The sequence below is a fragment of the Coprococcus eutactus genome, assembly GCF_001404675.1.
Classification (GTDB): Bacteria; Bacillota; Clostridia; order Lachnospirales; family Lachnospiraceae; genus Coprococcus; species Coprococcus aceti.
Genome location: NZ_CYXU01000003.1, coordinates 313,462 through 338,239 on the forward strand (window position 1 = coordinate 313,462; position 24,778 = coordinate 338,239).

14 protein-coding genes are annotated in these 24,778 nt (G+C 45.5%); 1 reads left to right on the top strand and 13 read right to left on the bottom strand.

What is annotated here, in order from left to right; all coding sequences use genetic code 11:
• Positions 1-92 precede the first annotated feature (92 nt).
• The 10 genes from ARA78_RS08435 to ARA78_RS08480 all read right to left on the bottom strand — a co-directional run bounded on the left by ARA78_RS08435 (position 93) and on the right by ARA78_RS08480 (position 17,394).
• Complete coding sequence (locus ARA78_RS08435) at positions 93-1,364, bottom strand: substrate-binding domain-containing protein (RefSeq protein WP_015534394.1); 1,272 nt, start codon at positions 1,362-1,364, stop codon at positions 93-95.
• A gap of 463 nt (positions 1,365-1,827) precedes the next feature.
• The gene (locus tag ARA78_RS08440; protein ID WP_055280361.1) at positions 1,828-2,439 is read right to left on the bottom strand and encodes a zinc-ribbon domain-containing protein; all 612 of its coding nucleotides are present in this window, start codon (positions 2,437-2,439) and stop codon (positions 1,828-1,830) included.
• A 59-nt stretch (positions 2,440-2,498) separates the two neighbouring features.
• The gene (locus ARA78_RS08445) at positions 2,499-3,290 is read right to left on the bottom strand and encodes a TraX family protein (protein ID WP_055280362.1); all 792 of its coding nucleotides are present in this window, start codon (positions 3,288-3,290) and stop codon (positions 2,499-2,501) included.
• 47 nt (positions 3,291-3,337) lie between these two features.
• Positions 3,338-4,891 carry a DUF975 family protein gene (locus tag ARA78_RS08450; protein WP_055280363.1) on the bottom strand — a complete coding sequence of 518 codons (1,554 nt, stop codon included), beginning with the start codon at positions 4,889-4,891 and terminating at the stop codon, positions 3,338-3,340.
• Positions 4,892-5,029: 138 nt separating this feature from the next.
• Positions 5,030-9,517, bottom strand: a complete 4,488-nt coding sequence (locus ARA78_RS08455) for a hypothetical protein (protein ID WP_242849693.1) — start codon at positions 9,515-9,517, stop codon at positions 5,030-5,032.
• Positions 9,498-10,217, bottom strand: coding sequence for a DUF6063 family protein (locus ARA78_RS08460; RefSeq protein ID WP_004852816.1), 720 nt, complete (start codon positions 10,215-10,217; stop codon positions 9,498-9,500). The genes ARA78_RS08455 and ARA78_RS08460 overlap by 20 nt, the downstream gene beginning before the upstream one ends.
• Before the next feature lie 30 nt (positions 10,218-10,247).
• A complete protein-coding gene (locus ARA78_RS08465) occupies positions 10,248-11,876 on the bottom strand; it encodes a hypothetical protein (RefSeq protein ID WP_055280365.1) in 1,629 nt (542 codons plus the stop codon).
• Positions 11,877-12,032: 156 nt separating this feature from the next.
• Entirely contained in the window at positions 12,033-13,172 is a 1,140-nt protein-coding gene (locus ARA78_RS08470; RefSeq protein WP_015534401.1) for a rhomboid family intramembrane serine protease, read from the bottom strand.
• Positions 13,173-13,282: 110 nt separating this feature from the next.
• Positions 13,283-14,338 carry an iron-containing alcohol dehydrogenase family protein gene (locus tag ARA78_RS08475; RefSeq protein WP_022217410.1) on the bottom strand — a complete coding sequence of 352 codons (1,056 nt, stop codon included), beginning with the start codon at positions 14,336-14,338 and terminating at the stop codon, positions 13,283-13,285.
• A gap of 404 nt (positions 14,339-14,742) precedes the next feature.
• Positions 14,743-17,394: an ABC transporter ATP-binding protein/permease gene (locus tag ARA78_RS08480; RefSeq protein ID WP_055280366.1), complete on the bottom strand. Its 2,652-nt coding sequence runs from the start codon at positions 17,392-17,394 to the stop codon at positions 14,743-14,745.
• Between the two features lie 338 nt (positions 17,395-17,732).
• Between ARA78_RS08480 and fba the strand changes: the two genes are divergently transcribed.
• Positions 17,733-18,602, top strand: a complete 870-nt coding sequence (gene fba / locus ARA78_RS08485) for a class II fructose-1,6-bisphosphate aldolase (protein ID WP_015534405.1) — start codon at positions 17,733-17,735, stop codon at positions 18,600-18,602.
• A 188-nt stretch (positions 18,603-18,790) separates the two neighbouring features.
• Here fba and ARA78_RS08490 read toward each other — a convergent pair whose 3' ends face one another.
• The 3 genes from ARA78_RS08490 to uvrB all read right to left on the bottom strand — a co-directional run bounded on the left by ARA78_RS08490 (position 18,791) and on the right by uvrB (position 24,719).
• Positions 18,791-19,669, bottom strand: a complete 879-nt coding sequence (locus ARA78_RS08490; RefSeq protein WP_156329437.1) for a hypothetical protein — start codon at positions 19,667-19,669, stop codon at positions 18,791-18,793.
• Positions 19,670-19,709: 40 nt separating this feature from the next.
• Positions 19,710-22,604 (bottom strand): excinuclease ABC subunit UvrA, encoded by a 2,895-nt coding sequence (gene uvrA, locus ARA78_RS08495; protein WP_055280415.1) that lies wholly within the window; start codon positions 22,602-22,604, stop codon positions 19,710-19,712.
• A gap of 126 nt (positions 22,605-22,730) precedes the next feature.
• Positions 22,731-24,719, bottom strand: coding sequence for an excinuclease ABC subunit UvrB (gene uvrB, locus ARA78_RS08500; RefSeq protein ID WP_015534408.1), 1,989 nt, complete (start codon positions 24,717-24,719; stop codon positions 22,731-22,733).
• Positions 24,720-24,778 lie beyond the last annotated feature (59 nt).

Below are 24,778 nucleotides of genomic sequence, written 5' to 3' on the forward strand. Positions count from 1 at the left end.
TGCTCTTAGTAAAAGAAGGGTATCAAATGTTTAGTCTGACACCCCTCTGAGTTAAATCATTTCCTATTGATCAATCATCCAGGTAACTTATATTACTTAGAGAGAATTGATGTGTATGATGCTGCATTGTCTGTCTTAACCATGTTGATTGCAAATGCATCGTACTCGCCTGGGTTACCAAGACGGTTTGTGATGTTAGACTCTGTCTGACCGTCACCACCGATGTAATCTACATTCAGGTTAAGAAGGTCATCGTAGTTCTGAAGAAGTGGCTGGTATGTTGAGCTCAGGAAGTTATCTGAAGCGTTGTAGATGTCAAGCCATACCTTCTTGCTTGGGCTCTTGCTTGAGTCAAGCTGCTTTGAAACCTTGTCATAAACCTTTGTTGAATCTGTGAAATCCTGATAGTTGTCTGCTGTTACTGCCACATTCAGTGCGTAGTATGATCTCTCGTCTGCGCTGTATCTGTAGTCAACACCTTCCTCAAGCTGGTTTCCAGCCTCGTCTGCTGTACCGATACCAGTATCAACATCTACACCATCAAGTGCGTTACGGAGAACTCTCAGTGTCAGGTAAGCCTGAACATCTGCATGCTGTGAAATTGTTCCGCCGTAGCCCTCTGCAATTGCTGCAACTGCATCGCTGTTAGCATCGTATCCAAATGTAGGAACCTTGTTGTCCTTTGCCCAGGCATTGAACATTGACATTCCCATACCATCGTTATTTGAAACAACTACATCGATCTGATCACCAAATGATGCTGTCCATGTTCCTATTGCATTACCAGCTGTAGCTGCATCCCATGTAGCTCCTGCAGAGTTCTTCATCTCCTGTGATGCAAGCTCTCTGATCGTATATGTCTTGCCATCAACATCAAGCTTAGCATCCTGTACTACTGTTGCCTTACCATCTACGTTTGTTCCGGCTGGTGTTGAATCAACTGCTCCGTTTGCATCAACTCCTGTGCCAAGTGCTGAACGAACACCTCTTGTACGTGCGATTGAATCATTATGTCCGATATCACCGATTGCAAGTACATATCCGATGACTCCATCACCGTTACGATCGATCGTTGCTGCATTTGCCTTGATGTAATCAAGAACCATCTGGCCCTGGAGCTCAGCACCCTGATTAGCATCAAATCCTACATAATATGTGTCCTTGTTGTAGCTAAGAGCGTCCTTGTCAAGCTCTCCTGTTGAACTGTTAGATGGCTGACGGTTGAACCAGCAAAGTGGCTTGTCCTTGTTGGCTACTCCACTGCTTGAGCTTCCGCCACTTGAGCTTCCGCCTGATCCACATCCTACCATTGATAAAGCAAGTGTTGCAGCTGCTGCTACAGCTAAAATTCTTCTTTTTCTCATATTACATTCCCTCCTGTTCTTTGAACATCAGCCCATTTGTAATTGCCTTCGGCAAGGGCTGATGCTGCATGTTAAGTTTTCTGAAACTTAACACATCCTTTGGCTTTGTGTGTTTTATTTTTTCGTCTTGCCTCATTGACTGTATTCATTATAATTTGACAGGGGTTTTGAAAGAATAGAATATTTTTGGATTAATTAGCAAAATTTTGCGATTTATTGATTTCTTTATAGATATTTTTACCAATTCACACTGGTTAATAGTTATATGTCAAGTGTATTTTTTGCTTAACACGGGTAAAATTGCATATTGAGTTGGGCAGTTTTGACTCATTCTCGGCATTTTAGTGGAATCTTCTATAACGGCTTGTTTTTATCTTTTTTTTGTTGTTTCGTAGGTTTGTGCATAAAATTATCTCCTTTTTGCTAGAGCGTGGGTTCGACTCACCCACGCTCTTTTTCAGGCTTACATATTCACATTCAAGTAATTTCCACAATAAGGACATTTGCTGGAATATCCAGTCGCTGCACGGAAACTCGAACCACAATTCGGGCATCTGACCGCCACAAGTCTCAGCTTATCCGGTGCCACCGGCTTGTCGTCCATGAGCTCTTCCTCACCAGGAAGCCTCTCATCCCTTACTGAATCCGGATCATAGCCGTATTTGCCGTTGTACTCAAATATATCTATCGTCAGACCTATCGGGTACATGCCGGCACCCCTTGTGAATCCCGTTGGTATTATAGCCTCCCGCTCAACATGGTAGCTGTCAAAATAATGCACGATTGTGTCCATCATATATGTATTGTTCACCCTGACAGAAGTATTCTCCGTGTATCCATATATCTTTGCAGGGTACCTCACGCCCTTTTTCACTATCATCTTCTTGTTGTGAACCAATATCGCCACCACTATATCCATGCCCCCACCGATCAGTAAGAAACCTCCCGGAAGGCTCAACATAGCCAGGGGGAATTTTCCCGGCTCCGCCACAATTGCAAATATAATTCCCACGAAAACGCCGACAGCAAGGAATATACTGCCAACCAAAACCACTATCTTATGAGCCGCATTCATACTATTTCTTCCTTTCTCAAATATCTGCAAAACCCACCGATTCTCTGCTCATACCATGTCTACATCACCATCTGCCAGATTATGTACAATACAAGCAAGTGTCCCGGATAAAATGCATAACAGAAGTATTTAAACCACTTCTTATGGTATCCCAGTTTTCCATTGTATAGCCATATCACCGGCAATGCGATGAGCGCAAACGCCTGCTGCGGGAATTCAAAGCTATGTCCCGCTATACTAAATGTATAACAATATCCACTAAGCAACTGTGCATTGATATAATACATACACACGAGCTGTGCTATCAATTTCCATGGTTCCTTGCCCCGGAACAGATAGAACATTATAACCATGACAACTCCCGCTCCATAGAAATCAACCATGGTGATCGTTCCTATCACATATCCCACAAGAGTCACAACAATCGCAACCGGGATCCACAGCCATACCTTGCCCGTTTTCCTCACCTTGTCTATCAATGCTATCAGCAGTAATCCTATAAGGAATGTCCAAAGTACATTCTGATGAAACAGATACAGGACACTGTCTCCGGACACAAGATCAAATGGGATTTCAGATATCACCGCAAATACCAACATTCTGCACAGATATCTGCGGAAATTACTGGTGTGATAAAATCCTTCAACTATCATGAAGGCAAATATCGGAAATGCTATTCTTCCTATGCACGTAAGTATATCTACATACGGAAACAACGTTGCCCACATGTGATCACTTAGCATGCATGTCATCGCAATGATATGCAGCATACAGGAGCTGAATACTCCTGCCTTTATATTCCAGGACTTTTTCCCCGGATCAATCATTTTACCATTCTGTATATCCGTCATATTGGTTCCTCCTTTTTATATGACTTCGTCATATTGGTTCCTTCTCTTTATAATGTGCCGCCAACTCCTTCGCCCTTGTTAAATCCGAAGATGGCACAGCATATCAGATCTATGATAAACAATACCGACAATGTGATACATATAATGTTCTGCACTTTTTTGCTCTTGGAATTCAGAAATTCACTGAGCTTCGGTGCCGCTATATACACTCCAAACAGGCTGCCCAAACCAAATGCAAGAAGTCCCACCAGACATATTCTTCCATTTACATTAAGAAACTCGTTCTTGTAGTCCCAATACTGTGAGTTAAAGAAGAAATCCAGTGCCCAGCTCGCTATAAATTCTATGATTCCACATACCACCATAGCCATAGCAAACAGCTTTGCTTTATCTGCCTTGAAGCGGTCAAGCAGGAATATAATAGCAACGCCGCCGACTCCGTACACAGGCAGCCACGGTCCATACATGGTTCCACGGTTTACAAGAACATGATCCATAACTATATAGAGTACGACCTCCCACAGCCATCCTATAAAACAGAACACAAAGAAGAAGAAAATGAAGTCCCTGAGACTGTATTCACTCTTCACCTTCATTCCCTCAGGCACCTCGACCGCGACATCCTGGAGAATATAGGCTGGTTTAGTCCATACCTCAGCAACTCCCGCGTCTCCTGCCGACTGATAAGCAGCCTCGATAACCTTTTTGTTATATGGTGCAGCATTGAATGCTTCCTCGACAAAATTTTCCACACCTATATTCTGTCTGAACCAGAAGTACATCTCCACATCAAGCTCCATCTGAAACGGTAATGCTACCAGAAGTCCTGCAACCGGTATAGCCTTGATCATCCACACGTGGATGCATGACAGATCCGTCAGGAACATTTTCCACTTATAGCCTCTCGTCATCTCCCTTGACATGTTCTTCGCATCTCTCCACTTGAGTCTTGGATTCTCCGCCAGGAGATATGGAACCATCCTATACTGATAATACTTGTACACACCACCGATTATCGTGAGCCACCAGAGTGTCATAACAACATTGTAACAGAACATGACCCACATAAGTCTGAGTAAATAATGTCTGTGGAAAGGTGCAAACATTCGGTTGACGGACACCTTGTCACTGTATCTGCACTCCATGGCATAACGGCATTTGCCCACTATCGCCGCACTCTGTATAAAGAAATGGACAACAGCCATGATAAGAGCAGATATCAGGAGCATCACTATGACCTCGCCGGGATTTCTCTCCACATATGCCGTGTTGGCGCCTAAAAGCTTGATGATCCAGGTCTGCTTCGCCGTCACCGAGTCTATCGCACGGGCTACTGTCTCGGCTTTTTTCTCCGACATATGCTCAATCATCGGCATATTCTTTACATACTCCTTGAGTATGGTCACATTGTCAGCCTCATGCTCGGTCTCCTGTCCAAGCACCTGATCTATTCCCTTCACGAATTTTGTCTGGGAAGAATCATCTACCCCAAGATAAGAAAAAATGAAACACACAGCGACCATGGCCATCCAAGCCATAAGTCCCCGCTTAAATACCGTGTTCCACGCTCCCTTTCTAAGCTGTTTCCTGTTCCAATCCATCTATAGTTCCTCCCAAGCTAATATTTAAAGTAATTCAACAACATATATCTGCAAAACCCGTAACCTGAATTATGGCTTGATGGTTTCAGATTGCCTATCAGGGGAATATGAAACCGGTCAAGCCATTCCACAGCCTCCCTAAATGAAGTCGAAGGTCGCCTGCTCATAGGAAAGTTCCTGATATTCCAGTTCTTCCTGATCCGTCTTACTGGTGTAGTCCACCACTACCGTCTGCTGCTTTCCGCCCACCATCTGCTGTCCCAGGATATAGTTCACATCAAAGCGTCCTGTGATGGCCGGGGTCGCGCCACGGGCAGGTACGATGAGCTGCACATGGTTGGCTGCCAGCATGGCAAATATAGGCTCCCATATGTATATATCCTTCGCCGCACCAAACGGGTTGTCAATAAATATTGTTTTAGACTGTACCGACTCCTCCGGTGCCAGGCTGTACATTCCTGCAATGTAGTTGATGACAGCAACCAGGAACTGGATGTAGATACCCTGGGACTGTCCTGTACTTCCAACAGCTTCCTCATACCTGAGATACCGGCTCTGCTCCTTTATCCTCTCCCTCTTGTAGAGATTGAGTCTGATGGCATTCATATCTGTGACCATGACACCGAACAGCTTCTTGAGGCCCAGACAGTCACGGATGTACTTGATCCTCTTTCGTTCATCCTCGTAGGAATCCGCACCCTTCACTATATCATCTATATAATCAGACATCCTCTGCTTTACAAATTCATCCTTCACGTAAGGTATGGTGAGATCGACCATCTTGATGACATCATCGCCCACCGTGATACGTGACAGCTTTGGAAGCTTCTCAAGCTCAGTCTTCACATCCATACATCTCTGTACACACTGATTCTCGAAGTTCTCCTTGATGGCAACCATATCCTCGATACCCTTCTCAACGCGCTCCTTCTCCAGCTTGATGAACTCAATAATCTGAAGAAGATTTGCCAGAAGTTCCTTTGTCTGACTGTAGGTATCCGGAACCTGCACATCCTGTCTGATCGTATTGGCCATCTCGAATACACCCATCTCCACTAGTGTATCCGCCGTCTGTCCCTTGAATCTCATGATTTCATTCTTCGCGCGGTCAAGGGCTTTCATGCTCCTGTCGTACTTCATGAGACTTGTCTCAAATAACTGTCTGAGGGTATCCATGTCTTCATCCAGTACATTTCCACCGGACACATCTATGTCATTTGTATCGACTATTCTCTTTACATCCTTGTACAGATCCACCATGAAACCATACTGCTTATAGTAATCGCTGTACGCCTTCTCAGCTTCTTTGAATATGCGGTTCATATCCGCAAGCACCGCATCTCCATTGGCTATGGCTGTATCTGCATCGGCTGCAGATATCTCCTCACGTACATAGCTGCCATCGCCGTATGTGCGGTTGATGTTCTCTATCGCATACTCTATGCTTCCCTCAAGCTTGCTATACGCCTTCTGGTCAGCCTTCTGCTGCTGCATCAGCGACGCCTCTATCAACGTGAGCCTTGCCAGCTCATCGTCCATCTCCCTGAGATTGTCCTCAGACGTCGGATAGAGCTCTCCTGCCCCGGCAAATACCGCCATGTCAAAGCCTCTCTTCTCTATGGTCTTCTGTATTCTGTCCATTGACTTCTTCAGCGCATCCATGAGCTTCTTCTTGTCCTCAAGATCCGGCGCATGCTCCTTTGAAACCGCCAGCATAGCCATAAATTCCTGTTCAAGCCGTTCATCTGAAATGTCCAAAGTCTCCTTGTATTCCTCCGGTATTCCGTCCTGCCATGCCGCAGCAGCCACGCCTGCACCATCTGTATTTTCAGCAACTCCCGCATTCTCAGACTTCGGCAGATACGGTTCGAAATACTCCGTCCACTTGTACTGGATATCCTCTATATTCCTTGTAAGCCCCGCAAGCTTTGACTCAGTCTCTCCAACCGTCGTCGACCACTTCAGCACATCGCTCTGAAGTCCTGACAGCTTTGCCACAAGGTCAGACTTCCTCTGCTTATACTCGGCAAGTCTCTGCTCCTCCGGTCTTGCAAGATCCGACAGCTGCTCTATCATGACAAATGTCTGTCTTCTGTCAGATCCCTTCTGCTGACTCTGCTGCAGGTCTCCATATCTCTCGGTGTTATTCTTAAGCTCCGTCTCTGTAACCTTGATCGATGTCTTAAGCTCCTCAAGCTCATCCTTCTTATCGAGCAGTGCCTGGTTCAGCTCTCTCTCCCTGTCCTCGGCACCTGTATATCTCGCATCCACAAGCCTTGTGACAAATGCAAGATCCTCCTGATAAGTCGCAAGCTTCTCATTTATCAGGCTGATCTCCTCCGTGAGACCTGCTATCTTATCAGCATTTGCCTTTCTGGCGTCCTCCATGGAGTCCTTAGACATGAAATATTTCCTGTCTCTTCCTATGATAAGCATGTTCTCGGCGGGAACTATCGCTGAGTCTGAAAGCTTATCCATATCGTACACCATTACACATTCGCTGCCGGTGTCTATCGAACCGAGATTTATATCATCCTCCAGACTATCAAATCCCTTTGTCACAACACTGTACGGCAGGTATGGATTTGCCTGAAGCAGCTCCTCCTTTGTATCACCCGGGAGTGCTGACAGATAATCCGCACCATGCATGGCCATGAGCCCATGTCTGGTGGAGATGTAGTTTATCACAGTCTCAGCCCCCTCCGACGGCGGAAATGGTCTGCCATCCTCATAGCATTTCGCAAGCTTTGTCAGTCTGTCGATCTCCTGCTGGCGCTTGATCGTCTCTGTTATGGTGCCCCTAATCCTGTCATTTATAACACCTGTTATATCCTGTGGATTCTCCACAGAGTATACTGCCATGATGCTGTCGAGCTGGCTTCCCGACTGCCTGTACGCCTCGGCGTCAAGCCTTGCATCCTCGCAGCTTCTCTCCAGCGCATCATACTCAGCCTGCACAGTCGTCAGTCTGTATCTGTCATCGTACAGCTTTGTCCTGCCATCTGCTATGGCTATCTCCAACTCTGTCATCTCAGCAAGTATCCTGTCAGACTCCTCCTGAGCCTTGTTCATCATATCCTTCACATCACCCACTACGAGCAGGTTGACCGATGCTGCCAGCTCACTTATGCGGGCACTTATCTCATCAATCTTGGCTGTGGCATCAGCGATATTGTTCTCCGCCACCGCCTGGGCGATCTCGCCCTCCCTCATGACCTTTCTGCAGTACTCCGCCTCCTCAAGTGCGTGATCATAGCTGGTCTGGGCCTCTTCCCTTGCCGCCATGAGCTCTGCAAGCTTCTTCTCATCACGGATGCGTCTGTTGTACGCATACACCGCCATCTTCTCACTGGATGATCCGATGTTGTTTCTTATATTGTCGACTATCAGTCTGCTCTCTTCGTACTGTCGCTTGTTCTCCCTGTATACAAGGTAGTCATTTACACTCTCCTTGTAGCCGATCTGGTTTTTCAGCTCCGCAAGCTTCTTCTCATTGTCCTCTATCTGCGTGACAGTGTCATCCATCTTGCGGTTCATGTCCTCAAGGCGCAGATAATCCCTGGTGACCCTGAGATTTGCCAGACGCTTGTTCTGCTGTTCCATCTGCTCCCCAGCGTCAGCCTTTGCCTTCGCCAGCTCCTCCATATGGGTGTCGCCCTCCTGTGTACACGCCCTTCCTGTGGCATACACATCGGCCAGGCCCTTACATATCCTGTCGTTGTCCTCGTAGAGACCTATGCATGAGTTCACCTTGCCCTCGAGCACATTTATCAATTCTATCTGGTGGTCATAGTTGGCTATGTCACGCTTTCTCTGTGCCAGAACGTTCAGCTTGTCCTTGATGTCGAGAAGAGTCTCTGCCATGGTGTCTTCCTCACCGTTTCGTCCTGTCTTTGTGGCAAATGCCTTCTCTATGATCTCCTCTATAAGCAGATCCTCCACGACCTTCCTTGTGGTCCTGTAATTTGTCTCAAAATACGTTCTTACATGCCCCTCTGTCTTGTTGATTCCACGTATGATTTCCCAGTGGCTCTCGTGGAGACCATAGCCACTTATAAATCTCTGGTACTCTCCCTTCTTGTCAAATACCCGGATCTCCAGGCTCATATCCCTGTGTCCGAGATCCTTGAGATATGTCTTTAAACCGTTGAATGTGATCCTCTCATTCCCCTCCGACAAAGGAAGGTTCACTATGTCATTCTTGTTATATTCCCTGTAGAAAATGCAGTAATTAAAATACTCTATGGATGCAGTGTCCTTCTGTACCTCCCCGGCATCCGCCGTATCCTTTGCCTTTCTGGCACAGAATCCGGTGGTCATGTATCTGTAGCCATCCTTTATATCCGCCTCGTCAAGCTTCCACTCGATCAGCGAATGGATGACTGTGTTGCCGCCGCCCGCACGGAAAAGCTTCTCCACAGGCTGCTTCTCATCCAGAGTACAGTTCGGTATCAGGTTCTGAAGGAGCAGAAGCATGAGAATACTCTTTCCTCCTCCATTTGCCAGATCATACAGCGTGTTCTTGCCATACATTCTCATGGTGAAGTCATCGTACTGCTGTGTACCAAAGTTATATTTTACATTGTTGACCCTTATCCTGTTGATACTAGGCATCCTCTTCTTCACCTCCAAGCAGCTGATACAGCCGTCCTCTGTATTCCTCAAAATAGTTCTCCGACAAAGCTTTCATCCTGTCTGTCGGATAGTACCTGTCCGCATTCTCCACAAATAACCGCTGGGCCGACATGAAGTTGAACACCAGCTTCACATAACCCGCCCGGGATGCCTTGGACGCCCTGGCGCTGTCGCCCTCCTGATTGCCCGTCACCGCCGGGAGCTCATCCCACAGAAGCGCTATCGCCTTGAAGCTGTCCTGCTCCACCTCATCAGTTGACAGAACATCAAGCTTCTTCGTTATGTCCGCAAGATATTTGCTTGTCTCATCTATAATGTTCTCTGACTTCACATACTCCCTGAACTGATAGCTGGATGAATCCTTGTAAAAATAGAGAAGTGTCATATACATAATGAAGTAACACAGATAGAGCTCCTTGTTCAGACGAAGTCCCAGAAGCTTCTTCATGTCGTCATTCGTATAGCCAAATACCCGGTTGCCCTCACCGGCTGTTATATACAGGCTGTCATTGTACTCGTACAGTGACAGGTTCATCTTCTTCATCATATTCATGACGATGTCGTACACCTCGGCATTGCCGTAGAATTCATCGTACAGCGGGCCGTTGTCGGGATGCTTCTTGCAGATCTCCTCACCTGATATTAACTTGGAATATATCTCTATCGCCTTGTCCAGATTCTTACTTTCCATCTTTTTCTCCTATTCTCCGTACAATCACTCTCAGCTGGTTTTGTTAAACTGAATTCCCGTAACGTACATGTCCTCGCCAATCTGTATCTCTTCGTCTGGATGGAATTCCAGTGTAAATGTCATGCCTCTGAACGCATCCAGTGTGAGTTCCGGTGCATACATCTCACGGGAGAGACCGGATCTGCTGCCACCAGCCTGATCTCCAGATACAGATGCCGCCAGCGTTTTTTCGTCAACTTTCTTTATTCTCTCTATGTGATCTACCAGCATTCCCTCCAGCATAGTGTCCGGCTTCTTCAGGATCTCATCCACACTGTACCTGTCCTTCTGTGCCAGGTGTGTGAGGAAGGAATAGTAATCCTTGTTGTCATATATCTCCTTGCCAAACTTCACCTCCAGAATTCCATTAAATTCCTTGAGACTCAGGTGTCCCCATTTGCTCAACTGGTCAAGGAGTTCGTGGAACAGTTTTGTGAAGTTGGCACTTATCTGCTCATCGAGCAGTTCATCTTCGTAACGGAAGTTCGGATCTAGCTGTTCCTTCTTCACCTTTGTTGTCTTCGCATTGTCCTCGGACTTCAGCGTGAGCATGTGATCTATGGATGTCATACTAAATGTTTTCACGATCCTCGGAGCAAAGAGAGGCGCAAGTATAGTGAGCATCTTATCCGGTCTGTCATCTTTTATGATGCTCTGAAGCTGTCCCGCAAAGTCAAATGCAGGTCTCAGCTTCTGAAGCTTTGCCTTGTGTATAATATTGTCCGATATGTTCTGAAGCTCCATGGTGCTGCTTATCAGACTTCCATGCTTGATGATCGTCCGTTTGAGCTCAAGCTCAAGCTGGCTTATCTCCTCCATTGCCTTCATGTTTCCCTTGCCCATGTTGTCGTAGCTCGCCTTGGTGATCGCCTTGTCAACCAATGCCTTGTTCTTGGCAAACAGCTTCTGCTCGTCAGCGAACCATTTGCCGACGGTCTTCATATAATTTTCGTACTCCTCCGCGCCCTTGAACACGTCGATGGACAGAAGATTTACTATCTCATCCTTCTCGCGGATCAGCCTGTTCACCTCGCTATTGATCCTGCGCACGACCTCGATACCGCCACGGAAGTTCTCTCCAACGATCATCTTTTCCAGAAGAAGCTGCTGCACGTTGATCTTGCTCTCGTCCTTGATCTCCTTGGTGTCCAGATAGAATTCGATTCCATCCGCAGTGATGAAATACAGAACCTTGCCATCCACTATATGGCTGTCTATCAGCTTCACTCGTCCCGTCTTGCGCTGCTTCTTTCCCGGATCATAGAACGTGAATTCAAATGCTCTTCCGTCGTTCTTGATCTTGTCAAATATATACATTATCAGGTCAGCCCTGTCATCTCCCGCAATCTCCACATCGAAATCACGGTCAAGGAGCTGCCCCATGAATTCCTCATATTCATCGTATGACACTTCACGCTCATTGAAGCTGTTCTCCTGAATAAAAAAACGCAGAATCGCCATGGTTATATAACCCATGTCCAGCTGTGCATAACGACCTTCCTTATACTGCGCAAATGTGGTCTCAGCCAGAACAAAAAACGGGTAATATTTCCTCAGATTCTGCATTCTTGCATTATGTTCTTCAATTATGTCATTTATCATCACGTATTTGAGTGCCATGTTTTCTCTATCTCTGTACTTTCCTGATTATAATAGATCTTATACCATATACTTTTCCTGATATATCTGCCCATATTCTGAGACACATATCTTCTCTATCCGCATATGGATATACAGATTTAGTATACCATGACACATTTGTTCACACAACGATATTTATCTTCCGTACTTCAGCTCATTTATCGATCTTCCACACACTGTCAACATGAATTCCGTGGCACTCTCACTGTTCTGTCCCACATCATTCAGCCCGACATATCCCGGCTGATAGCCCTCGCAGTCACCCTCTATCTGAAACTGGACTGTGACCGTCACCTGCTGCCCCTTATATGTGGCATTCCCTTCAAACTGCACTATCTGACTTCCGTCCGTCGCGACAAATGCCTGCCAGTGTTCATCGCTGCAATAGGCATCCAGACCATCCCCATAGGTTGTGTCTCCATCCGGGAATATCTTCTGTTCCTTTATATAATCTATCCTCTTATCCGGAAGATCGGCTGCATCTTTGCCGATCCCCGCCTCACCGATACCTGTCACGCACATGGACAATGTGAGTATGACTGCCAAAAGCTTGCAGAATTTGTTCTCCCTAAACTTCTCCCACCGCTTGATATTCAGTGCAAATGCAAGGATTCCTCCCACGATCGCACCACCCACATGCGCATAGATATCTATATTCTTCTCATTTGTATACAGAGCATATATGACCACAACAACTATGGATACCATCATATCTTTTCTGCTTGCTTTCCTGTTGCCCATGAATGTCAGGAACACAGCAGCACATATGATTCCGAACACCGCCCCTGATGCTCCTATAGAGAAATGCATTCTGTCAGGATCAGTCATATGATACACATTCATGGATATGATCCCGGCAACAATTCCTGATACAAAGTATATGATAGTCGTCCTCAGGGAGCCAAGTTTTCTCTCCACCGTGGAGCCAAACATATATAGTGCAAACATATTGCCAAAGAGATGATCAAAGCCAGAATGCAGGAACATCGCCGATATAAGTCGTCCATACTCGCCATTCAGCTTCACGTACTGATAGTTGAGTCCACCGGTTCTGGAGTAATTGTCCACACCGATGCACATGATGCCAGCTATGACATTTGCCACTATCAATGCAATCGTAACTATAGGGATCGTCCTCTTTATCTGTGGCTGCGGGGAAGCTCCACCGCCCATCTGCTCAGGTCTGATCACATATGCTGTGTCCTGGTCAATATCCTGCTCAAATCTCCCATAGTCATCATGTTCAAATCCATAGCCGAAATTGTTTTCTTCCATATAATACTCTCCTGACAATGCCCCCCACGGCTGGCATCCACATACTGTTCATTGTTTTACACGATACACTGTTTTTCCACCTTGCAGTACCATTCTTCACACCTTTTTTCTTAGTCGAATACTCTCTTAAGTACCTCGTCCTCATACAGAACCTTCTTGGCAAGTTCTCTGTACTTCTCCTCGTGAAGGTATGTGTGTCTGTGAGGCTTTATCTGTGGTGCCATGTCTATCGCCTTTGCGAAATCTTCTCTCTTGAGATCAAGTGTAGCTACATAATCCCAGAAACCGGTCTTCTCAAATATAGCATTTACCCTGACATATCTGTGATCCTGGACAACCGCCATGATATATGTGGCAATTCCCACCTGGATTCCATGGAGCTGTGGCTGTTCAAGCATCTTGTCAAGTGCATGTGAGATCAGGTGTTCACTTCCGGATGTCGGTGTGCTTCCGCCTGCAATCTCATTAGCAACACCACTCATGGCAAGGGAATCGAGAAGCTCCTTCAGGAAGAGGTCATCCTTGATCGTCTCAAATGGTGTTCTGACGAAGCTGTTCACCGCCTTCTTCGCTATCATAACTGCAAAATCGTTCATCTCAGAGTATCCCAGTTCAGACTCGAAGAGCCAGTCATAGAGGGATGTGATCTTGGATACCATATCTCCGATTCCCGAGTAAAGGAATCTCTCTGGAGCAGACTTGATGATCTCCGTGTCAGCTATGATTCCATATGCCATCCTTGCCGGCACCGATGTACGCCGTCCATTTACCATAAGTGATGCGCTGGCGCTTGAGAAACCATCCGATGATGCCGATGTCGGAATACTTATAAAAGGAAGCTTTCTGAGATATGCCGCATACTTTGCCACATCAATAACCTTTCCTCCGCCGATACCCACGATCACCTGGGCCTTCGCATCTATATCAAATGCCAGCTTGATTATATCCTCTATATTGGTGGAATCCAGCTCTCTGTACTCCACAACTGTCACATTTTCCTTCTTCAGAGAATCCATGACCTGCTGTCCAAACATGTCTATGAGTCCATTTCCAAAATAAATAACAGCATTCTTCATCCCGGAAGCACTTATATATTTGCCCAGATCATTCAGGGTTCCCTTTCCGATCTTAAGAATGGTTGGTATTGCTATATGACTTCCTGCCATCTGTTTATCCTCCTAAATACATTTCTACCATTATACATTATATAATCAGCAAAAATAAACAGGACAATACACATTTTGTCTCATACCTTTACTTACCTTTCTAATTTCTAGCCATGTCTGCCTTATGCTGTTTTTATATCCTTTAAATTTCTTACAGCATCTTCATATTTTTACCCGAAAAACACATTTTCTACACAACTTCTCCAAAATTAGAACACATTTTCTCAGTATATTATTAAATGTAAACAGCGAGAGCGTAAGCGAGTTGTTTACATCCCCTTTTTCATAAACGACTGCAACACCCTCCCCTCACATAATGTAGTTGCAGTCACTCCCTTTTAATACAAAAAGAAGAGGCTGCCAGAGATGGCAGCCTTTTCTTTTTGTATTCAGATAATTTATAATTACTCACTTCTGAGCGCTATAACAGGATCCTTCTTAGCTGCAATTCTCGATGGGATAAGTCCTCCGATCAATGTCAGTATAACGCTGATGATTACCAGCATCGCTCCACCCTTCCAAGGAAGCGCCGATACACCGGCAACGTTGATATAACTCTCTATCACCTTACTGATCGGTATATTGATCAGCACCGTCACGCCGATTCCTATGAGTCCTGAGAAGAGACCTATGATAAATGTCTCCGCATTGAACACTCTTGAGATATCCTTCTTTGAAGCTCCTATGCTTCGCAGAATACCAATCTCCTTTGTTCTCTCAAGAACTGAGATATATGTGATTATTCCGATCATGATGGATGAAACTATCAATGAAATTGCCACAAATGCAATGAGTACATAAGTTATCGCGTTGATGATCTTGGTCACCGATGACAGCATGATTCCGATGTAATCAGTGTATGTGATCTCCTTGTCAGGATAATCCTCGTTGTACTTGTCTATAAGCTTTGTTATCTCGTCCTTATCCGCAAATTCTGCACAGTAGAGGTTGATGGAAGCCGGCTTTGCAAGCTCTGCATATCCAAGCTTTGACATGTTATCCTCATAAGTAGATGTTGACTCCTGGAAGAAACCGTAACCCTTGAGCATATCGAAGAGCTGATCCTTGGTCATGGACGCCATCTGTGCCTGCATGTCCTCAGTAACCTGACCTGAAGCCATAAGCTGCTGCATAACAGAATCCATATCCACATCATCCGCTGTCAGTTCCTTGCCATCTGAAAATGGCATTCCTGTGAACATGTCAGTATCAGGATTATCCATCTGAGCCTTAAGCACATCTGTCTTCTCGTTCTCTGAAACTATGTAATTGGCAAGCTCCGATGTGTAACCTATATATCCCGGCTGCATGGTAGTTGCATACGCTTTATCCGAAGCCCTGATTACTGCCGACACCTTTACTTCAAGGCCCCCGGCCACAGCAGACTTCAGAAAATCAGCATCAGAACTCATATCTGTGTATGTTCCATCATCATTCTTCTTGTACAGATCGCCCGGAAGCACAACCTTAAACTTGAGATTAAGAAGGTCATCGTATGTAAACACCATCTGCTCAAGCTCCGGTGCCTCTCCGCCAGCAAGTATGGTTGAAACCATATCGCTCAGTTCCTTTGAATCCCTAAGTCCAAGAGTATACAGTGTAAAATCACTTATCTCATTGTTCTTGTCGACGACAAGTACAACCTCGTTCTTATTCTCAGGCCAGTGTCCTGCCAGCACATCGTACTGCTGCTTGAGCAGAGTGTCGTTGTCAAGCATCTGTGTCCACATGTCCATTGACGATGAACCGTAGCTGAATGCCGACATGAAATCTGCCGTTGACTCCTGTGCCTCCGCCATACCTCCAAATCCCATATCTGTCATTGTGGTGCTTGGATTTACCTGGGCAACACCGCCATTTGCACTGTTCTCGTTAAACACATATAATGGTGTATCATATGTGTATGTTATATCACTTGTATACTTGGTGAAACCGTTTGCATCGTCTTCTATATAATTCTTAAATGACTCAAGGTCGTTCTCCTTCACATCTGACACCATGGACACGAGCATGTCTCCCATGATATCTCCCGAATATACCTTGTCCTCGCCAGCGTGATTGTGATCTGAATCCTCCTCGTTGTTACCTACCATCTTTGAGAGCAGCTCATCGTAATCCATCGCTTTCTTCGTTATCTGCACCGGATACGTGGCAAGCGTCTCCTCCTGCACATCGTTGATATACTTCTGAAATCCGGATGAAAGCGACAAGATAAGCGCTATTCCTATGATTCCTATACTTCCGGCAAATGCTGTTAAGAATGTCCTTCCTTTCTTGGTCATGAGGTTGTTCAGACTCAGCGAGAACGCTGTGAACATACTCATGGATGTCTTTCTAGGTTCATAACTTCCGTCATCCTCCTTTGCTTCATCCTCATCTGAGAATGGATTGGAGTCATCTATTATATTTCCATCGAGGAGCTTTACGATTCTTGTTGAATACTGCTGTGCCAACTCCGGGTTGTGCGTGACCATAATAACCAGCTTGTCCTTGGCTATCTCCTTGAGCAGTTCCATGATCTGAACACTTGTCTCTGTGTCAAGTGCACCCGTTGGCTCATCCGCCAACAGAATATCCGGATCGTTTATGAGTGCTCTGGCGATGGCAACTCTCTGCATCTGTCCACCGGACATCTGGTTTGGTTTCTTGTGAATCTGATTTTCCAGACCGACCTTCTCCAGAACCTCCTTCGCTCTCTTTCTTCTCTCTGCCTTTGATACTCCTGACAAAGTGAGCGCAAGCTCTACATTTGACAATACCGACTGGTGCGGTATCAGATTGTAGCTCTGGAATACGAATCCGACTGAATTGTTTCTATATGAATCCCAGTCTCTTGACTTGAAATCCTTTGTCGACTTGCCATTGATAACCAGATCTCCACTGGTGTACTGATCCAGTCCGCCCACTATGTTCAGAAGCGTTGTCTTTCCACAACCCGACTGACCAAGTATGGACACGAACTCATTTCTTCTGAAGTTCACAGATACACCCTTGAGCGCCTGAACAACTTCATCACCAGTATGGTAATCCTTCACGATGTTCTTAAGCTGAAGCATTACGTCCTCCCTTTTTAAGATTATATTGTGCAAAAGCATAGTAAGGTGCTTTGCGCCACGTCTGTGTGCATACACATAACGTATTATGTTCTATATGCATTACACTTTGATAGTTTTGTCATTATTACTGGCAAATCATAGCATTTAATTTTTTTCAATGCAATTAAGGCGGGCTATTCTTTATAAATGTTTTATTTTTTTCATTTCTATCGATAAGTTCAAACTAACTATATGTTGAACTTTTGGCTAAAAATTCTTTTATTTTCTTATTATATGGGGTATAATCAGCGTAAGTGGGTACGTTGTATCCAAATATAATTTTACGGAGGATTTTACAAATGTTAGTTTCAGCAACAGAAATGTTAAAGAAAGCTAAGGCTGGTCACTACGCAGTAGGTCAGTTCAACATCAACAACCTTGAGTGGACAAAGGCTGTTCTCCTCACAGCTCAGGAGCTTCAGTCACCTGTTATCCTTGGTGTTTCAGAGGGCGCTGGAAAGTATATGACAGGATTTGAGACAGTTGCAGCAATGGTTAAGGCTATGCATGATTCACTTGGAATCACAGTTCCTGTAGCTCTTCACCTTGATCACGGAACATACGAAGGATGCTACAAGTGTGTTAAGGCTGGTTTCACTTCTATCATGTTTGATGGTTCACACTATCCATTCGAGGAGAACCTTGCTAAGTCAACAGAGCTCGTTAACGTAGCTCATCAGCTTGGCCTCTCAATCGAGTGTGAGGTTGGTTCCATCGGTGGTGAGGAAGACGGAGTTATTGGTATGGGCGAGTGCGCTGATCCAGATGAGTGTAAGACTATCGCTGATCTTGGTGTAGATATGCTTGCTGCTGGTATCGGTAACATCCATGGTAAGTACCCAGCTAACTGGAAGGGACTTAGCTTTGAGACACTTGATGCTATCCAGCAGAAGACAGGCGTTATGCCATTAGTTCTTCACGGTGGTACAGGTATCCCAGCTGACATGATCAAGAAGGCTATTTCACTTGGCGTTTCAAAGATCAACGTTAACACAGAGTGCCAGTTATCATTCGCAGATGCTACAAGAAAGTACATCGAGGCTGGTAAGGATCTTGAGGGCAAGGGATTTGATCCTAGAAAGCTTCTCGCTCCTGGTTTCGAGGCTATCAAGGCTACTGTTAAGGAGAAGATGGAACTCTTCGGATCAGTTGGTAAGGCTAACGACTAATTAACAGATCTTTAACAGAACAATTAACAAATGTAACGATAAACTGTTCGACAGCTTTCGGACAAGTATCGCTCACGTAAACTTAAAGGAACCCCATCACAGCTTGTACAAGCCATGATGGGGTTCTTATTCTTACTTATTTTTCTTTTATATTATTTTTTATCTTCACTAATATAAATTTCTAAATTCTAATCTTGCTTCTCTGCCTTATCCTTTTTTCTGCTGATTGTCCACCATATAGGAACTGATATCAGCATGAAAAGTGCCGCTGCCACGCTGATCCATGCACCGACTCCGAGTCTTGCACTTGCCGCTGCATCTAGCTTTCCAAGATCTATCAATGACAGAACAAATTCAAATATCAATATTCCGCCAACAACTATAGATATAACAAGGTCTGCTATATAACAGCCTGCCTTGTTGATAAATGCACAGATCACGTCTGCTATGATAACTACCGCCGCAACAAGCATTGACAGTACATTTATCCCAAACACTCCAACTATACTTCTGGCATCTGTCCCCATATAAGCATAAGGAATAAATACTGATACAACAGCCATGATAATGCCGATCAGGTTTAACATATTAGGTACATGTGTGGATCCCTTCTTAACATCATCAGGTATGTTCTGCCTGTTCTCATATCCCATATAACCCATAGGGTTGTTGTATGGCGTTGGCTGTACCGGCTGGCCGTACTGCGACTGTGGCTGGTATGGCTGCTGGGTTGGCTGGCCATACTGCGGCATCTGCTGGTATGGTGTCTGCATTGGCTGTGCTCCCTGGCTATACTGTGACTGTGACTGTGGCTGATATGGCTGCTGGGCTGGCTGACCGTACTGCGGCATCTGCTGCACCGGCTGGCCATACTGTGGCATATGCTGATACAGTGACTGAGCTGGCTGTGCTACCTGACTATATGGTGCTTGAACTGACTGCACACCCTGACCATTCTGTGCCTGACTATTCTCAGCCATCATAGCCTTTTCCTGCTCCAGATTCTGCTCAGAAGTCGACCCGCCATCAACTCTGTCAATATCTTCTACTCTATTCTGTTCATCCATGTTCGTCATCTACCTCCGATGTAATTATTCTACACATCCCTTACATATCGAGATACCTCTTCAGATACTGTCCTGTATAGGACTGAGGTATCTTCGCAACTTCCTCAGGAGTTCCTCTGGCAATGACCGTTCCACCGCCAGCACCTCCTTCAGGTCCCATGTCAATAATATAATCTGCGGTCTTGATAACGTCAAGATTATGTTCGATAACCACAACTGTGTTGCCGCCCTCGCTGAGCCTTCTGAGTATATCCACAAGTCTGTGCACATCAGCAAAATGAAGTCCCGTGGTTGGCTCATCAAGCACATATATCGTCTTTCCTGTTCCTCGTCTCGAAAGCTCTGTTGCAAGCTTGATTCTCTGCGCCTCTCCGCCCGACAGAGTGGTGGATGGCTGACCCAGCTTGATATATCCGAGTCCAACATCGCGGAGAGTCTCTATCTTCCTCAGTATCCTTGGCACATTTGCAAAGAACTCACATGCCTCGTCAACTGTCATGTCAAGGACTTCATTGATACTCTTGCCCTTGTACTTGACCTCCAGAGTCTCCCTGTTATATCTCTTTCCTCCGCACACTTCACATGGCACATATATATCTGGCAGGAAGTGCATCTCTATCTTGATTATTCCATCTCCTCGACACGCCTCGCATCGTCCACCAGATACATTGAAGCTGAATCTTCCCTTGCCGTAACCTCTTGCCTTGGCATCCTTGGTTCCAGCAAACAAATCCCTTATCAGATCAAATGTACCTGTATAAGTAGCCGGATTGGATCTCGGCGTTCTACCTATAGGTGACTGGTCTATATTGATAATCTTATCCAAAGCATCATAGCCAATGATATGGTCGTGCTTTCCTGCTTTAATCCTGCTCTTGTTGAGTCTTCTCGCCAGCTTCTTATACAAGATCTCATTTACCAGAGAACTCTTTCCTGAACCAGACACACCCGTCACACATGTCATGATTCCAAGTGGTATGTCCACATCTATATGCTTGAGATTGTTCTCATAAGCATTCTTGACAGTGAGCCATCCGGTTGGCTTTCTCCTCACATCCGGAACCTCTATCTTCTTCCTGCCACTTAAGTAGTCACCGGTGATAGAATTCTCACATTTCATAATATCTTCAGCCGTACCCTCAGCTACCACATATCCACCATTTGCACCGGCTCCCGGTCCTATATCTATAATGTGATCCGCCGCCCTCATGGTATCCTCGTCGTGCTCTACAACGATAAGCGTATTTCCAAGGTCTCTCAGATTCTTGAGCGCTGCTATCAGCTTGTCATTGTCCCTCTGGTGAAGTCCGATACTAGGCTCATCCAGAATATATGCAACTCCGACCAGACCTGAACCTATCTGCGTGGCAAGTCTTATTCTCTGTGCCTCTCCACCTGAGAGCGTGCTTGTACCTCTACTCAGACACAGATAGTCAAGTCCCACATCAATAAGAAAATGCAGTCTCGACCTTATCTCCTTGAGTATGGCCGCACCTATCATCTTCTGTCTGTCAGTGAGTTCCAGATCCTTCATAAACTTTGCAAGTTCTGTGATAGGAAGCTCTGTAAGTTCGGCAATATTCTTATCTCCAACTGTAACAGCAAGGGCTGTCGGCTTAAGTCTCTTACCACCACAGACCTCACACGGAGTTACAGTCATGAATGTCTCATACTCGGCCTTTGTGGACTCCGCAGATGTCTCCCTGTATCTTCTGGCAACACTCTTTATGAGTCCCTCAAATGTTATATCATACACTCCCTCCCCGCGCTGTCCTTTATAATGCACCTTAACCGGGCGAGAGTTCTTTCCATATAATAAGAGATCTTTTATATCCTGTGGATAATCCTGAAATGGCGTATCAAGAGAGAATCCATACTCCGCACTGAGTGCCTTGAGTATTGCATTTGAATAGCTCTTGCCATCATTGCATGACTGCCATCCCAGAACCACTATGGCTCCATCATTTATCGACAAACTCTGATCGGGTATCATAAGATCCGGATCAAATTCCATCTTGAAGCCAAGACCTGCACATGTCGGGCATGCGCCAAATGGATTGTTGAACGAAAAGCTTCTCGGCTCTATCTCATCTATGCTGATTCCGCAATCCGGGCATGAAAAGCTGTCTGAGAAATTGATAATGGTATTCTCCTTCTGAACACCATTCTCATCCCTCTCCCCGATCACCTCAATTTTCATAAGCCCCTCTGCAAGCTGAAGTGCGGTCTCTATGGAATCTGTGAGTCGCCTCTCCACATCCTGTCTTACAACCAGACGATCGACTACTATATCTATACTGTGCTTCTTGTTCTTATCGAGCTTTATCTCCTCCGACAGCTCATACATGCTGCCATCGACAACCACTCTGACAAATCCGCTCTTCTTTGCCTTCTCCAGCAGCTTTACATGCTCTCCCTTTCGGCCTCTGACCACAGGCGCAAGCACCATGAACTTTGTCCTCTCAGGTAGCTTCATGATCTCATCCACCATCTGGTCAACCGTCTGTCTGCTTATGACCTTACCACAGTTCGGGCAGTGTGGTATTCCCACTCTGGCATAGAGAAGTCTGAAATAGTCGTATATCTCAGTGACAGTGCCAACTGTGGATCGAGGATTTCTGTTTGTTGACTTCTGATCTATGGAGATTGCAGGGGAAAGTCCCTCTATCTTGTCCACGTCCGGCTTCTCAGCCTGTCCAAGGAACTGTCTCGCATAGGAGGACAGCGACTCCATGTATCGTCTCTGTCCCTCCGCATATATCGTGTCAAATGCCAGTGAAGACTTACCTGATCCCGAAAGTCCTGTCACGACAACAAATTTGTCCCTTGGAATCTTGACATTGATATTCTTCAGATTATTTTCACGTGCGCCCTCAATAGTAATATACTTCCTGTCAATATTCCTGCTGGCGTTGAAATAATCATCATCTTTCATGCTCGCATCCGTTATATTCTCCAGATGCTCACCACGTTCATAATTCTTATTGTCTTCCATCTTGATCTAACCTTTTCTCTTTATCATTTATATTTGTTATATCTTAATTATCTACCCTGCATCCATCTATTCTTTATCATAATCTCTCAGTGCCGCCTTGTACACCTTGAGCTGATCTCTGATCTCCGCCGCCACCTCAAAGTTGAGGTCTGCTGCCGCCATATTCATCTTCTTGGTCAGCTTGGCGATAACCTTCTGAAGCTCCTTCTTCGTCATGGACTCAGCGTCCTTATCCTCATCTGGAAGTTCCTCCTTCTTCACCTCTATGGTTATGAGATCCCTTATGCTCTTCTCTATAGTCTTAGGGGTTATTCCATGTTCCTCATTATACTTCTGCTGTATCTCACGACGTCTGCTCGTCTCATCGAGGGCATACTTCATAGAACCCGTGATAGTATCCGCATACATGATGACATGTCCATCCACATTTCGGGCTGCTCTTCCTATGGTCTGGATGAGTGATGTCTCCGATCTCAGGAAACCTTCCTTATCAGCATCCAGTATTGCCACCAGAGTGATCTCCGGTATGTCAAGTCCCTCTCTCAGAAGGTTGATTCCAACAAGCACATCAAATACTCCAAGGCGGAGATCTCTCACTATCTCAACTCTCTCCATGGTGTCTATATCCGAGTGCAGATATTTTACCTTTATATCATTGTCCCTCATATAGCTGGTGAGATCTTCAGCCATACGCTTGGTAAGTGTTGTCACAAGTACCTTGTGTCCCTGCTCGGTCTCCTTGCGAACCTCTTTCAGCAGATCATCTATCTGACCTTCCACCGGTCTGACCTCAACCGGCGGATCAAGAAGTCCTGTAGGTCTGATGATCTGTTCAGCCATAAGCATCTGGTGCTCCTCCTCGTATTTGCCCGGTGTGGCTGATACAAACATGACCTGATCAAGCTTCTGCTCAAATTCCGAGAAGTTGAGTGGTCTGTTGTCAAGTGCCGATGGAAGCCTGAATCCATAGTCAACCAAATTCATCTTACGGGATCGGTCTCCCGAATACATCGCGCCAACCTGAGGCACAGTCATATGTGACTCATCTATAATAAGAAGAAAGTCATCATCAAAGAAATCCAGAAGTGTGCTCGGCGTCTCTCCGGCTGATCTTCCAGCCAGCGGACCGGAATAGTTCTCTATACCAGAGCAAAATCCAGTCTCTCTCATCATCTCCATATCAAAGTTAGTTCTCTCCTCGATACGCTGTGCCTCGATGAGTTTATCCTTTGACTTGAAGTAAGCAACTCTGTCCTTGAGCTCCGCCTCTATCCTCTTCAGTGCCTTCTCCATCTTCTCCTGTCCAACCACATAGTGGGACGCCGGGAACAGACAGGTATATGTCAGATCCCTCTTTCCCTCTCCAGTGAGCGGATCAAACTCTGTGATCCTGTCTATCTCATCACCAAAAAACTCTATCCTTATTCCATCGTCAAATGTTGACACAGGAATTATCTCAAGTACATCCCCACGCACTCTGAATGTGCCTCTCTGCAGATCCATGTCATTCCTGTCATACTGTATATCTGTCAGTTCATCGATGACCTGATCTCTGTCCTTTATCATGCCAACTCTAAACGACAACATCTGATTCCTGTACTCGTCCGGATCACCGATGCCATATATACACGATACAGATGCAACCACTATGACATCCTTTCTGTCTATGAGCGCAGCTGTTGCACTATGTCTCATCCGGTCAATATCGTCATTAATAGACGAATCCTTTGCAATATAAGTATCCGTAGACGCCACATATGCTTCCGGCTGATAATAATCGTAGTATGATACAAAATACTCCACCGCATTGTTCGGGAAAAATTCTTTCATCTCCCCATAAAGCTGCGCCGCCAGAGTCTTGTTATGTGCAAGTATAAGCGTGGGCTTATTCAGCTGCTGTATGACATTCGCCATGGTAAAAGTCTTACCAGATCCGGTTACACCCAGCAGCGTCTCAAACTGATTACCTTCCTGAAAACCCTTTACCAATTTTTCTATTGCCTCCGGCTGATCTCCGGTGGGCTTGTATTCCGATACCAATTCAAAATGATCCATAAAAGTCTCCTACTCTAGGCTAAAACCTGCATCTATTATATCGAACATTAGTTCCCATA

What these genes read in the sequence shown, in the direction of transcription:
- ARA78_RS08475 (WP_022217410.1), bottom strand. Translation starts at nt 14,338, where the DNA reads ATGGCAGGAAGTCATATAGCAATACCAACCATTCTTAAGATCGGAAAG.
- ARA78_RS08460 (WP_004852816.1), bottom strand. Translation starts at nt 10,217, where the DNA reads ATGGAAAGTAAGAATCTGGACAAGGCGATAGAGATATATTCCAAGTTA.
- ARA78_RS08470 (WP_015534401.1), bottom strand. Translation starts at nt 13,172, where the DNA reads ATGGAAGAAAACAATTTCGGCTATGGATTTGAACATGATGACTATGGG.
- ARA78_RS08490 (WP_156329437.1), bottom strand. Translation starts at nt 19,669, where the DNA reads ATGGATGAACAGAATAGAGTAGAAGATATTGACAGAGTTGATGGCGGG.
- ARA78_RS08435 (WP_015534394.1), bottom strand. Translation starts at nt 1,364, where the DNA reads ATGAGAAAAAGAAGAATTTTAGCTGTAGCAGCAGCTGCAACACTTGCT.
- ARA78_RS08440 (WP_055280361.1), bottom strand. Translation starts at nt 2,439, where the DNA reads ATGAATGCGGCTCATAAGATAGTGGTTTTGGTTGGCAGTATATTCCTT.
- fba (WP_015534405.1), top strand. Translation starts at nt 17,733, where the DNA reads ATGTTAGTTTCAGCAACAGAAATGTTAAAGAAAGCTAAGGCTGGTCAC.
- ARA78_RS08445 (WP_055280362.1), bottom strand. Translation starts at nt 3,290, where the DNA reads ATGACGGATATACAGAATGGTAAAATGATTGATCCGGGGAAAAAGTCC.
- ARA78_RS08450 (WP_055280363.1), bottom strand. Translation starts at nt 4,891, where the DNA reads ATGGATTGGAACAGGAAACAGCTTAGAAAGGGAGCGTGGAACACGGTA.
- uvrB (WP_015534408.1), bottom strand. Translation starts at nt 24,719, where the DNA reads ATGGATCATTTTGAATTGGTATCGGAATACAAGCCCACCGGAGATCAG.
- ARA78_RS08480 (WP_055280366.1), bottom strand. Translation starts at nt 17,394, where the DNA reads ATGCTTCAGCTTAAGAACATCGTGAAGGATTACCATACTGGTGATGAA.
- ARA78_RS08465 (WP_055280365.1), bottom strand. Translation starts at nt 11,876, where the DNA reads ATGGCACTCAAATACGTGATGATAAATGACATAATTGAAGAACATAAT.
- uvrA (WP_055280415.1), bottom strand. Translation starts at nt 22,604, where the DNA reads ATGAAAGATGATGATTATTTCAACGCCAGCAGGAATATTGACAGGAAG.